The following is a 13,332-nucleotide window of genomic DNA, read 5'->3' as shown; positions in this document are numbered from 1 at the left end:
CGCATAGCGTCGCCGCCTTGCTACGTTCTGCTTCCATGGGTATCCGAATGTGGGGCGAAACGGACGTACGGCGGGCCAGGGCCGCCGTGCTCGTCGCGGCGACCGCGGGCCTCCTCACCCGCATGATCATCGCGGCCAACTCGCCCGGCCCCGCCGATGTGCGGATCTTCGCGGGGTTCGCGAAGGCCATCACCGGGTACGGCCCCGTCCGCATCTACGCGCACCCGCTGCCCGGGCTCCCCGTCTACAACCACCCGCCGCTGGCCGGGTGGATGCTGCTGGGCCTCGACCGCCTCACCGAACTCGGCTTCTCCTTCGCCACGCTGATCCGCGTCCCCGCGTCGGCCGCCGACTTCGCCTGCGCGGTCCTCGTGTTCGAGATCGTCCGCCGCCGCGCCACCCCGCGCACCGCGCTGCTCTGCGGCACCGGGGTTGCCGTCAGCCCGGTGCTCATCGCGACCTCCGGCTACCACGGCAACACCGACGCGGTCGCCGTCGCCTTCGCGCTGGCCGCCGCCCACCTCCTGGCCGACCGGAAGGCACCGCTCGCGGCGGGCGTCGCGGCGGCGCTGTCGATCAGCGTCAAGTTCATCCCGGTCGTGGTGATCCCGGCCCTCTTCGTCGTCGCGCTGCGCGGCGGGCGGCCGGTCCTGGCCCGCTTCGCCGCCGGGTTCGCCGGGGTCGGCGCGCTGGTGTGGGGGCCGGCGCTGCTGACCGTGCCCATGGACCTGGTGCACAACGTCCTTGAGTACGGGGGCGGCAGCTACCGACTGTGGGGGCTCGTGCGGTTCGCGGACGTCCTCGGGATGCCCGAGCCGGTCATCACCTTCATCCAGGGCGGCGGCCACTTCCTCTTCGTGCTGGTCTGTGTGGCCGCCGGGCTCCGGCTCGCCTGGCTGCGGCCCGCCGAGGCGCCCGGCGTCGTCGCCGTCACGCTGGGGCTGCTGCTGCTCCTGTCCACCGCCTCCGGACTCCAGTACCTGACCTGGGCCGCCGCCGGGATGTTCGTGCTCGGCCCGGTCGAAGGGTGCGCGTACAGCGCGGTCGCCGGCCTGGTCGCCGTCCTCGGCTACAGCGGGCGGTCCGCCGTGCGCTGGAGCGAGCCCGTGCTGTATCTGGGCGCGGCCGGCTGGCTCGTCCTGGCGGCGGGCCTGTTCACCGGCGCCCGCCGCATCCTCGCCACGCCCCTGCGAGCCGTCACCACCCCCCGTCCCCGACCGCAACTGGAGAACGCCCCGTGAAGGAAAGCCCGAGCCCCAGGATCGGCATCCTGGTGGTCGCGTACAACGCGGAGACAACGCTGGAGAAGACCCTCGACCGGATTCCGGAGGACTTCCGGTCGCGGATCGAAGAGATCCTCATCCTCGACGACGCGAGTCACGACGCCACCTTCACGGCGGGCTGCCGCTGGTCGCAGGCCGAGGGCATGCCCCGTACCGTCGTGATGCGGCACACCAAGAACCTCGGCTACGGCGGCAACCAGAAGGCCGGATACGCGCTGGCCGCCGCACACGGACTCGACATCATCGTGCTGCTGCACGGCGACGGGCAGTACGCCCCCGAGCTGCTGCCCGAGATGGTCGCGCCGATCGAACGCGGCGAGTGCGAAGCCGTGTTCGGGTCCCGGATGATGACGTCCGGCAGCGCGCTCAAGGGCGGCATGCCGATGTACAAGTGGCTCGGCAACCGCATCCTCACCCGGCTGGAGAACGGCCTCCTCGGCTCGGACCTCACCGAATTCCACTCCGGCTACCGCGCGTACAGCGTCGCGGCCCTCAAGCGGCTGCCGGTCGACCGGAACACCGACGCCTTCGACTTCGACACCCAGATCATCGTGCAGCTGCTGAACGCGGGCATGCGGATCAGGGAGATCCCCGTACCCACCTACTACGGCGACGAGATCTGCTACGTCAACGGCATGAAGTACGCCAGGGATGTCGTCAAGGACGTCCTCGAATACCGGCTGGCCGTCAAGGGGTTCGGGACCTGCCGGTGGATTCCCAAGCCCGTCGAGTACGCCTTCAAGGAGGGCGACGGCTCCTCGCACGCGGTCATCCTGGACAAGATGCGCGCGCTGCCCCCCGGCCGCGTCCTGGACCTCGGCTGCTCCGGCGGGCTGTTCGCCGAGCGGCTGGAGTCCCTGGGCCACGAGGTGACCGGTGTCGACTACGTGGAGGTGCCCGGCGTCCGCGACCGGTGCAGCCACTTCCACCTCGCCGATCTGGAGGAGGGGCTGCCCGCCGAGGCCGGGACCGGCTTCGACTACGTGGTCGCCGGTGACGTCATCGAGCATCTGTCACGCCCCGAACGCGTCCTCGCCGAGGCGGCGTCCGTGCTGCGGCCGGGCGGCCGGATGCTGCTGTCCGTTCCCAACTTCAGCCACTGGTACTCCCGGCTGCGGGTTTCCGTCGGCGCCTTCGACTACGACCGCCGGGGCATCCTCGACGAAACGCATCTGCGCTTCTTCACCCGGGCCAGCCTGCGCCGCACCGTGCGCGCCGCCGGCTACGACGTCCTCGAACTCTCCTCCACCGGAGCGCCGTTCTGGTCGCTGCTCGGCCGGGGACCGCTCGCCGCCGTGCTCGGCGGGGCGTCGAGGCTGCTCACCCGGGTCCGGCCGACGCTGTTCGGCTATCAGCACGTCGCCCTGCTCACCCCGCACGCGGCCGAGACGATCATCGCTGGAGAGCACGTCGATGTACAGGACATCCTCAACCGACAGTACGTCCCCGCCGACCGGGTCGGTGTCTGAGGCGCCCCGCCCCACGCCCCCCGCACCGCCCGCCCCCGCAGTCAGGAGCAAGTCCTTGACCCTGCCCAGTGTGCTGCTGCTCCTGTTCGCCGTGTTCTCGTCGGCGGGCGGCCAGATCATGCTCAAGCACGGGATGAAGGGCGCCGCGGCGGCCGCCGGGCGGGACGGCGGCTCCGTCGCCCTGCGCGCCGCGGGCAGCCCCTGGGTCGTGTTCGGGCTGCTGGTCTTCGCGGTCTCCGCGCTCGCCTGGATGACGACGCTGGCCAAGGTGCCGCTCTCCGTCGCGTACCCCTTCAACGCGCTCGGCTACCTGCTGATCGTGCTCGCCGGGGCGACCGTGCTGCACGAGCGGACCTCGCTGTGGACCTGGGGCGGCTCGCTGCTCGTGGTGGTCGGCCTGATCACGGTCATGGCCGGTCAGCAAGGCTAGGGCCTTTCCTGGACGCGGTACGCCGATGGCCCGCACCGGAACGCTCCGGTGCGGGCCATCGGCGTACTCCCTAGGACTCCTCGCCCAGCAGCACGCGGCGCACCACGCGCTCGGCGGCGCGGCCGTCGTCGTACGGGCAGAAGCGCTCCTTGAACGCCTTCAGCAGCGCCTCGTTCTCCGGGCTGTTCCAGCTGCCGTCGGTGAAGATGTCCGCCAGCTCCTCCGTGGTAGTGGAGACGGCGCCCGGGGTCTCGCCCGGCTGCCCGGACAGCAGGTCGAAGACGACGCCGCGGACCGTGCGGTACGTCTCCCAGTCCGGGGCGTGGATCACGATCGGGCGGCTCAGGTGGGCGTAGTCGAACATCACCGAGGAGTAGTCGGTGATCAGCGCGTCCGCCGCCAGGCACAGGTCCTCGACGCGCGGGTACGTCGAGACGTCGATGACCTGCGCGTTCTCCGGGAGCCCCGAGCCGCCGTAGAAGTAGTGGGCGCGCATGAGGAGCACGGTGTCCGGGCCGACGGCCGCGCTGAACCGGTCCACGTCGAGCCGGCTGGTGAAGCCCGACTCGTAGTCGCGGTGCGTCGGCGCGTAGAGCAGGGCGCGCTGGCCGGGGCGGATGCCCAGGTCCTCGCGGATCTTGGCGATCTGCTCCTCGGTGGCCGTCGCGAAGACGTCGTTGCGCGGGTAGCCGGTCTCCAGCGGGCGCGCCGCGCTCGGGTAGGCGCGGGACCACACCTCGGTGGAGTGCGGGTTGGCCGAGACGCTCCAGTCCCAGCGGTCCACGCGCTTCAGCAGCCGGTCGAAGTTGAGCCCCTGGGCGGCGGCCGGGTAGTTCTGCTGGTCCATGCCCATGATCTTCAGCGGGGTGCCGTGGTGGGTCATGACATGGATCTGGCCGGGGCGCTTGACCAGGTGGTCCGGGTAGTTGACGTTGTTGAAGAAGTACGTGGCACGGGCCAGCACCGACCAGTAGCGGCGGGTCCCGGGCACCACGTAGTCGATGCCCTTGGGCACCGAGTCCACGTTCTTCTTCGACACCACCCACACGCCGTGGACGTCGGGCGCCAGCTCCTTCGCCTTGCGGTAGATCGCCTCCGGGTTGCAGCTCACGCCGCGGTTCCAGTAGGCGGCGTACACGGCCAGCTTCGGGTCCAGCGGCAGCTTGCGCTGCGCCTTGTAGTAGCGCTTGGTGAACTGCTTCTTCGCCTTGGCGCGGGCGGTGCTGGGCGCGGCGCGCAGGCTGCGGCGGGTGGCGAGCGCGGTGTCCAGGGCGCCGAGCGCCGTGTACTTGCCGCCGCCCATCAGCTGCGGGCGCAGCCCCTTGGCGCCGCCGGGGAACGTGAAGCCCTCCGGGCGGTGCGCACGGTGGAAGGCGCCGACCGCGCCCACGTACTGCCGGCGGCGCTTGGTCACCGTCGGGTACGCGGCCAGCAGCTCCTGCACGGCACGGTCGAAGAGGAGGCCGCGCACGTCCTTCAGGGCCGGGCGCGCCTCCACGAAGGTCATCAGCGCGTCGTACGCCTCGACCAGCTCCAGCGGGGTCGAGCCCGTCCGGGGCTCCACGTCGTCCACCAGGCCCGGCAGGTGGCGCTGCTGGCGGTGCTCCACGCAGGCGGTGCCCAGCGTGGCGACCGAGGCGGCGACGGCGACGGTCGCCAGCGCGTACATCCGCTCGCCGTGCGGGCCCGGGCCGAAGGTCACCGTCTCGCGCTCCAGGAGGGCGCGGCGGACCGCGCGGTTCCAGGAGACCGGGGCGATGTCCAGCAGGTCCGGGCGCTTCGCCAGGGTGAACGGGCCCTCGGGCATGCCCTCCAGCCTCTCCAGCGACCGCGTCGAGCGGACCTTGCCGCGGAAGGGGCGCTTCTGGTGGCCGAACAGCAGTACGTCCGGGTCGCCGGTGGCGTCCAGCCGGTCCACGACGGCCTGAAGCGCGCCGGGCAGCTGGACGTAATGGCCCTCCAGGAACAGGACGTACTCGCCGGCGGCCTCCTCGATCCCGGCGTTGCGCCGGCCGTGCGCCCCGGCGCCCGGCTCCAGGTGCACGGCCCGGACGCGGCCGTCGCGCGCGGCGAACTCGTCCAGGACCAGGCCCGAGCCGTCCGGCGCGCCGTCGTCCACCCCGATGACCTCGATGTCCGTGAACGACTGCGTGAGCACCGACTCCAGGCACTCGCGCAGACTTCCTCGGGCGCGACGGACGGGGATGATGACACTCAGCCGGGGCATACGGACTCTTTCTCGGACTGTGCGTACTGGGAGAGCACACAGCGTACTGGGGCGGGCTCCGCAGGACGGGTCAGGGGGCGGGCGGGCGGGCGTACGTAGGCCGAAGAGACGGGCGCGTCGGGCCCGTGAGCGGTCGACCGCGCGGCTGATGAAGGCCCCACTTATCATACTACCCGGGACAGTAAGTGAACCTTGGGCAATACGGGGCATGCGGGGCCATGACGGACGCCTCCGGGGCGGGCGCCACACGGCTGCGGGGCACCCCCGCCGCCCGGCCGGAGTGCCCCGCTCTGCCACGTACCGCTACTTGACCGCACCCGCCATCACGCCGGAGACGAACTGGCGCTGGAAGGCGAAGAACACCGCGAGCGGGATCACCATCGAGACGAAGGCGCCCGGCGCCAGCACGTCGATGTTGTTGCCGAACTGGCGGACCTGCTGCTGGAGCGCCACCGTGATCGGCGGTGACCCGGAGTCCGCGAAGATCAGCGCGACCAGCATGTCGTTCCAGACCCACAGGAACTGGAAGATCCCGAGCGAGGCGATCGCCGGACCGCCCAGCGGCATCACGACCCGGGTGAAGAGGCGTATCTCGCCCGCCCCGTCCAGCCGCGCCGCCTCCAGGAGCTCCCGGGGGATCTCCGCGAAGAAGTTGCGCAGCAGGAAGATCGCGAACGGCAGCCCGAACGCGGTGTGGAAGAGCACCACGCCGAGCGTCGTCTCGAAGATCCCGATCTCGCCGAACAGCTTCGACACCGGGATCAGTGCCACCTGTACGGGGACCACCAGCAGCCCCACGACCAGCAGGAACCACCAGTCGCGGCCGGGGAAGTCCATCCAGGCGAACGCGTATCCCGCGAGGGAGCCGATCACCACGACCAGGACCGTGGACGGCACGGTGATCATGACCGTGGAGAGCAGCGAGTTCGTGATCGCCGAATTGTCGAGCAGCCGGGAGTAGTTGTCGACGGTCAGCTCGGAGGGGGCGGTGAAGACCTGCCACCAGCCGGTCGACGCGATCTTGTCCGGGCTGCGCAGCGAGGAGAGCAGCAGCCCGATCGTCGGCATCAGCCAGAACAGGGCCACCAGGACCAGGACGACCCGCAGCACGCCGCCGCCGGCCCGTGCCGCGATCCGCGTGCCCAGTGACCGGGGCGCCGCCGGGGGTGTGGTCGCCGAGGGGGTCGTCATCGGCGCCCCTCCTTCCGTATCCGCCTGATGTTGAAGAGCATCACCGGGATCACCAGCAGCAGCAGGAGTACGGCGATGGCGCTGCCGACCCCGAGATCCGCGTCCGTGCCGAACGAGGACCGGTACAGCTGGAGCGCCAGTACGTTGGCGTCGTCCTGGGACGAGCCCGGCGCGATGATGAACACCAGGTCGAACACCTTCAGCACGTTGATCATCAGCGTGACGAGCACCACCGCGAGGACCGGGGCCAGCATCGGCACCGTGATCCGGCGGAACACCTGCCACTCGCTGGCCCCGTCCACCCGGGCCGCTTCGAGGAGTTCACGCGGCAGACCGGCCAGGCCCGCCGCGATCAGCACCATCGCGAAGCCCGCCCACATCCACACGTAACTCCCGATGATTCCGGGCGTCACGAGCGTCGGGCCGAGCCAGTCCACGCCGTTGTACGGCTCCCTGAAATTGGCGGCCGGGAGGCGCAGTTCGGCGCCGTCGGCCGCGGCGGGCAGCGTGAAGGTGCCGTCCGCCGCCGCCTTGGCGGTCGCGACGACCTCGCCGTTCTTGACGGCCTCCACCTTCAGGCCCTTGAGCCCGAGTTCCTCGGCGTCGATGACATTGGGTTTGCCGCCGCCGCCCTTGGTGAAGTCCAGCCACGCGGTGCCGGTGACCGCGCCGTCCCCGGCCGCCACCGGGGCCCTGGCCGGCTTCGCGTCGCCGGGCATCTTCGCCGGGAGCACCCCGACGAGGGGCAGCAGGGCGGGCTGCCCGGCGTGCACGGTCGTCCTCGTGACGAAGGTCCCGCCGCCCGCCGCCTTCAGCGGGGCCACGGGCAGCGGATGCGCCTTCGGGAAGCCCGCGGACTCGGCGAACGTGTCGTGCACGCCCACCCAGACCGCGTTGGCGACCCCGCGCTCCGGCGCCTGGTCGTACACCAGGCGGAAGATGATGCCCGCCGCCAGCATGGAGATCGCCATCGGCATGAAGACGATCAGCTTGAAGGCCGTGCCCCAGCGGATGCGTTCGGTCAGCACCGCGAAGATCAGCCCGAGCGCGGTGGAGACCGTCGGCGCGAAGACCACCCAGATCGCGTTGTTCTTGACCGCCGTACGGATGGTGCCGTCCGTGAACAGCGTCCTGTAGTTGTCGATGCCGGCGAAGCCCGTACCCGCCTGGTCGAAGAACGACCGGTAGACGGAGTACACGATCGGGTACACGACGAGCGCCCCGAGCAGCACCAGCGCCGGCAGCAGGAAGAGCGCCGCGATCACCCTGCGGGTGCCGGTCACGCTCCGGGGCGCGCGCCCCGGGGAGCCGGCCGGGGCGGCCTTCCTGGGGGCGGGCACGCGGGGCCCGCCGGACCGTTGCCTGTCGGCGGGGAGCGCCTCGTCGGCGCCCCCCGCTGCCGCTGTCGTCATGCCGTCAGCTCTTGTACGCCTTGGCCGCCGCCGACTCCAGAGCTGCCTGGGTCCCGGCGATGTCCTTCGGGTTCTTCAGGAAGTCCTGGAGGATCTTCCACTCGCCCTTGCCGGGCGTCCCGCCGAACGACTGCGGTGCCTGGTCGGACATGTCGAACCGGACGGCCTCACCGGCGGCGATCAGCGCCTTCGCCATCGTGCGCTGCACGTCGTTCGGGTACGCGGCGGGGTCCAGGGTCTTGTTCGGCGAGATGAACCCGCCCTGCTCGGCGGCGATCTTCGCGGCGTCCGCGGAGGCGAGCCAGGTCAGCAGGGCCTGGGCGCCCTTGCCGTCCTTCAGCGCGATGGCCGCGTCGCCACCGGTCACCACGGGCGACTCGGCGCCGACCGCGGGGAACGGGAAGACCTTGGCGTCCGTGCCGATCTTCGCCTTCGTCTGCGCGATGTTGACGCCGACGAAGTCGCCTTCGTAGACCATGGCGGCCTTGGGCTGGTCGCCGCCGGTGAACGTCTGGGTGACCGACGCCGGGAACTCGGTCTGGAGCGCGCCGTCCGCGCCGCCCGCGATCAGGGACGGCTTGCCGAACAGCTGGGCCAGCGTGGTCAGCGCGTCCTTGACGGACGGGTCGGTCCACTTGATCTTGTGCTGGGCGAGCTGGTCGTACTTCTCCGGGCCCGCCTGCGAGAGGTAGACGTTCTCGAACCAGTCGGTGAGCGTCCAGCCGTCCGCGCCGCCGACCGAGACCGGGGTGACACCCGAGGCGGACACCGTCTCGGCGGTCGCCAGGAAGTCCTTCCAGGTCTTCGGCTCGCTCGCGCCCGCGTTCTCGAACGCCTTGGTGTTGTACCAGACCAGCGACTTGTTGGCGGCCTTGAAATACACCCCGTACTGGGTGCCGTCCACCGCGCCGAGGTCCTGCCAGACCTGCGCGTAGTTCTTGCTCAGCTGGGCCTTCGCCTCGGCGCCGACCGGCTTGGCCCACTTCTTCGCCACGGCCTGCTGGACCGCCCCGACCTGCGGGATCATCGCGACGTCCGGCGGCTGCCCGCCCGCGATCTTCGTACCGAGGAAGTTGACGATCGGGTCCTGCGCCGGGACGAACGTCACCGTCGCGCCGGTCCGCTTCTCGAACTCCTTGAGGACCTTGACGAAGTTGGCCTGTTCCGGACCCGTCCAGACCGCGGCGACGGAGAGCTTCTCACCGTCCAGTTTCGGTAAGGCGACGGTCGGCGTGGCCCCCTTGGCCGTGGTGCCGCCTTCGTCCGGCTTCTTGTCTCCGCCGTCGCCGTCACCACCGCAGCCGGTGAGCGCCAGTGCGCCGATGGCGGTGAACACCACGGCCGCTCTGCGAATCCGTAGGGTTGTGCGCATTCCTGCCCCGTCTCTCTGTCCGCGTGCGCCCACCGGGCGCCGGGTCGGGAAGCCAGCGCTGCCGGTCGTGCGTCACGTCGTCGTGTGCGCACAGTCCTATGCCCGACGCCCCGGTGTCGCAATACCGCCCTCGGCCCCAAGTCGTTGATCGTGATGCCCTCGTGACGTGGGGTCAGTGCAGGTATCCGGCCATTGGGGGACGATCGGGCCGATGGCCGGGCCGCCCCTTCCGGCCCCGCGCGGGGGCGTTCGGGGGCGGCTCCGGCGGGACTCGGGCGCGGCTCGGCGGGCTTTCAGGTGGACAGGGGTACGAGGGGGAGCGCGTTCACCGAACGCGCCGCCCGTTCCAGGGCGCTGGCGAGCAGCGCCAGGTCCGTCGGCCCGTTGCCCAGCTCGCGGACCGGGCGGCGGGCGGGCGGGTCGCCCATCCGCTCCCACTCCAGCGGGACGACCGTCGGCCGCAGCGTCGCCGTACGCGGGATGCGGCCGGTCACCCTGCCGCCCTGGAACGGCGTCACCCGCCCGTCCGGATGCCCCAGCCGGCCCCGGCCCGGCGCCGGTTCGTCCGGCGAGGGCGGGACCGCGGGCGGATCGAGCACGATGCGCAGCCGCGCGCCGCGGGCCAGCTCCGTGTCCTCCGTGCGGTCGGGGCGGGCCGAGGCCGCGACCAGGTGGATGCCCAGCCGGCCGCCGTCCCGGGCCACCGCCTCCAGCGCCCGCACCACCGAACCGGCCGCCGGGCGGCCCGGGCTGCCGAGCGCCGGGGCTATCAGTGCGTCGTAGTCGTCCACGAGCACCACCAGCCGGGGCAGCGGGGAGGGACCGGGGTCCACGGGGCGGCCCGCCCCGGGGCGCAGCCGCAGGGTGCCGCTGAGCGGCGCCTCGATGTCGCCGCGCTGCTCGGGGACGGGGGCGGCCGTCGCCCCGGCCTCGTGGCGGCGGCTGTGCCACTCGGCGAAGTCCAGCTCGCCGAGCAGTTCGGCCCGCCGCTTCACCTCGCCGCCCAGCGCCTGGGCGAACTCCCGCATCCGGACCGGGTCCGAGGCCACCAGGTGCGTGAACGCGTGCGGCAGCTCCGTGCACGGCCCCAGCGACTCGCCGCGCTCGCCGCCGGCCCCGTCGACCAGCACGATGCCCAGCCGGTCCGGCCGCGCGGCCGCCGCCAACGACGCCGCGACGGCCCGCAACAACTCGGTCCGCCCGCTCCCGCCGGGCCCCTCGATGAGCAGATGCGGCCCCTCATCCGCGAGATCCACACTCACCGGCCCGCACGGCCCGGCCCCGACCACGACGACGGGCCGCGTCCCCCCGACGGTATCGGTGCCGCGAGTGGCGACCTGAGACCCGTCGGCCTGCCGGGGACCGCTCACACGGGGGCGTGCGCTCCGGCCGGAGTCGTGTGTGGTCGCGTCGGGGTACAGGGTGCGGCCGGAGTCGCCCGTGCCTGTGCGGGGGTACGGGGTGCGGCCGGAGCTTGTCGTGGTGTTGCCGGGGTACGCCGTGCGCCCGGAGTCGCCTGCGGCGGTGCGGGGGTACGGGGTGCGCCCCGAGCCCGTCGTGGTGCTGTCCGGGTACGCCGTGCGCCCGGAGTCGCCCGTGGCCGCCGCCGGGTACGGCGTACGGCCCGAGCCACCCGCCGCCGGGTACCCCGTACGGCCCGAGTCCGCCGCCTCGGCCGCCGTGCGTTGTGCGCCCACGCGGGGTGCCCGGCGGTCGTCCGCTGTGGAGGCCCAGCGGGCCATCAGGGAGGCCGGGGTGGCGCGGGCCAGGCCCAGTTCGTCCAGGAGGCGGGCGGATGGGGGGAGGGCCACGGGGACCTGGCGGCCCGGGAGCGCGGACGAGCCCTCCGCGCGGAGGGGGGCCAGCGCGCGGGCGAACCGCTGGGCCCAGTGGGCCGACACCGCGTCCACCGAGGCCACCGTGCCGTGGCCGGCGGCCCGGCCGCCCGCCGTGCGCAGCAGCCGCAAGGCCGTCGCCACGTCACCGCTCAGCATCCCGACCGCCCCGCACTCGCGGAAGGCGATCGACGCGTGGCACGCGGCCTCGTACGTCGCGGCGACCGGCGAGGTGGGCGTCGCGGCCGGGGTCTCGGCCAGACAGATGAGATGGACGCCCGCCGCCGCACCGGCCGCGGCCAGCCGGGCCGTGTTCTCGCGGAGGACCGCCGAACCGGGGTCGCCGTCGAGGATCACCACCGTGAACGGGCCCTCGTAGCCGCGGGCGGCCTCGGCGACCGCGGCCGGGTCCTGGCTCGCCCAGCCGGGGCCGAGCGGCCCGTCGTCCAGCCGGCGGACCAGCTCGGCGGTGCGGGCGAGCGCCTGGTCCCGGTCGTACGCGACGAGCAGCCGGCAGTCCTGGCCGTGCATCGGGCGCAGCTGGGGCAGCCAGCCCAGCCAGGCCCACTCGCGCCGCCGCTCCTCCGTGCTCCGCGCCCGGTCCGTGCTGATCAGCACGATCTCCAGATCGGCGGGGGCGTGCAGCGCGGCCAGCTGGGCCACGGCGGACCGGGCGAGCCCGGCCAGCCGCTCCCGGGGCCCGGCGAGCCCCAGCGAACCGGCCTCGCGCAGGCTCACGGTCACCGGCACGGCGGGCAGGTCGGCCCGGTCGGTGGTGCCCAGCCGGACCACCAGCGCCTCCGGGTGCGCGGGGTCGCGCTCCCACAGCCGGGGGCCCGGGCCGAGCGCGGTCAGCAGGACGGCGGCCGGATCGGGCCAGGTGCCCTCGGGCGCGGTGGGCGGCGGGGTGAACGTCTCGGGGACGGGCGGGACCGGCTCGGCGGGGGCGCTCGCCGCCTCCGGTTCGGCCCGGGCGCCCTTGAACCGGCGGGCCCAGGCCCCCAGGCCGCCGCGCCGGGGCGCCTCCTGCTCCGGGAAGCGGCCCGGGTGCCCGGCGGAGGACCCGGGCCGGGCCCCGGCATCGGGCTCGTCGGGGATGGGCCGGTCATGGGCGGGCCGGACGGCTTCGGGGACCGGGGCGGCCGGCGGGGCCGGGACCCGGGCGACCCGGAGATGGCCCTCGCCGTCCGGGGTCGTCGGCAGCGCCGGAGGACGCGCGCCGGAGGCCAGCCGGAGCGTCGACTCGCCGAGCCGCAGCAGCGCCCCCGGGACCAGCCGGACCGGCCGGTCGCGGACCTCGGCCCCGTCCAGCGAGGTGCCGTTGGTGGAGGCCAGGTCGGCCACCGCGACCCGGCCGTCATCGGAGACCGTCACCTCGCAGTGCAGCCGGGACACATCGGGGTCGTCCAGCGGGACATCGGCCTCGGCCGAGCGGCCGATGCGGACCGTGCCGCCGTGCAGCAGATGAACCCCGCCCGCGTCGGGACCGGCGACCACCTGGAGCTGGGCGGGGACCGCGTCGTCCGCGGTCTCGTCCTCGCCGGGCGCCGAGAGCGACAGCACCGCGCCGTCGACCAGGGGCGGCTCACCGAGCGCGCAGCGCTGGGCGTCCAGCCGCTCCCGGCCCGCGAAGAGCACCACCGCACCGCTGCCGAGGGAGCCGTCGGGACCGGCGACGGCCATGGCCAGGCCCGAAGCGACGGAGGCCAGCGCCGTCCCCGCGGGGGCGGTGACCAGCACATCGCAGGCGCGCGCCGGGGTCTGGCCGCTGGGCGGCGCGAGGACGGTCAGCCGGATCTGCATCGCCGTCAGCGGTCCCTTCTGCGCGCGGCACCGGCCGGGGGAACGCCCTGTGATTCCCCCCACCCGGCACGGACGCGTCGTCCGGTACAGGTTCGTCACGCACCGCGGGGCTCCCGACCCCGCAGTCGTGCTCCAGGCATCCTCGCACCTGCCACTGACAACACGCCCGGCGGTCATCAGTTAGTGATCTTGAAACGTCTGCTGTGGCCCCAAAAAGTGCGGCATGACCGGTTTCCCCGCGCACTCCCTGGCAACCATCAGCCCCGGACGGACGTCTTCCCCCGGTACCCGGACCCGGCCGCCCTTCCCC

8 protein-coding genes are annotated in these 13,332 nt (G+C 73.1%); 3 read left to right on the top strand and 5 right to left on the bottom strand.

Features of this window, described 5'->3' with window-relative positions:
* Positions 1–35: 35 nt before the first annotated feature.
* The 3 genes from OG338_RS10110 to OG338_RS10100 are packed head-to-tail and all read left to right on the top strand — an operon-like array spanning position 36 to position 3,182.
* Entirely contained in the window at positions 36–1,241 is a 1,206-nt protein-coding gene (locus tag OG338_RS10110) for a glycosyltransferase family 39 protein (RefSeq protein ID WP_405936996.1), read from the top strand.
* A complete protein-coding gene (locus tag OG338_RS10105) occupies positions 1,238–2,752 on the top strand; it encodes a methyltransferase domain-containing protein (RefSeq protein ID WP_405936995.1) in 1,515 nt (504 codons plus the stop codon). Before OG338_RS10110 ends, OG338_RS10105 begins: the two co-directional genes overlap by 4 nt.
* Before the next feature lie 55 nt (positions 2,753–2,807).
* Positions 2,808–3,182, top strand: coding sequence for an EamA family transporter (locus tag OG338_RS10100; RefSeq protein ID WP_202532935.1), 375 nt, complete (start codon positions 2,808–2,810; stop codon positions 3,180–3,182).
* Positions 3,183–3,252: 70 nt separating this feature from the next.
* Here OG338_RS10100 and OG338_RS10095 read toward each other — a convergent pair whose 3' ends face one another.
* The 5 genes from OG338_RS10095 to OG338_RS10075 all read right to left on the bottom strand — a co-directional run bounded on the left by OG338_RS10095 (position 3,253) and on the right by OG338_RS10075 (position 13,022).
* Complete coding sequence (locus OG338_RS10095; RefSeq protein ID WP_405936994.1) at positions 3,253–5,409, bottom strand: CDP-glycerol glycerophosphotransferase family protein; 2,157 nt, start codon at positions 5,407–5,409, stop codon at positions 3,253–3,255.
* Positions 5,410–5,712: 303 nt separating this feature from the next.
* Entirely contained in the window at positions 5,713–6,600 is an 888-nt protein-coding gene (locus OG338_RS10090) for a carbohydrate ABC transporter permease (protein ID WP_405936993.1), read from the bottom strand.
* Positions 6,597–8,012: a carbohydrate ABC transporter permease gene (locus OG338_RS10085; protein WP_405936992.1), complete on the bottom strand. Its 1,416-nt coding sequence runs from the start codon at positions 8,010–8,012 to the stop codon at positions 6,597–6,599. The genes OG338_RS10090 and OG338_RS10085 overlap by 4 nt, the downstream gene beginning before the upstream one ends.
* A 4-nt stretch (positions 8,013–8,016) precedes the next feature.
* Positions 8,017–9,384 carry an ABC transporter substrate-binding protein gene (locus OG338_RS10080; RefSeq protein WP_405936991.1) on the bottom strand — a complete coding sequence of 456 codons (1,368 nt, stop codon included), beginning with the start codon at positions 9,382–9,384 and terminating at the stop codon, positions 8,017–8,019.
* A 293-nt stretch (positions 9,385–9,677) separates the two neighbouring features.
* Positions 9,678–13,022, bottom strand: coding sequence for an FtsK/SpoIIIE domain-containing protein (locus tag OG338_RS10075; RefSeq protein ID WP_405936990.1), 3,345 nt, complete (start codon positions 13,020–13,022; stop codon positions 9,678–9,680).
* Positions 13,023–13,332 lie beyond the last annotated feature (310 nt).

Source organism: Streptomyces sp. NBC_00726 (assembly GCF_045161735.1).
In the GTDB taxonomy this organism is placed as follows: Bacteria; Actinomycetota; Actinomycetes; order Streptomycetales; family Streptomycetaceae; genus Streptomyces.
This window is presented reverse-complemented; position numbering and strand designations above follow the sequence as displayed.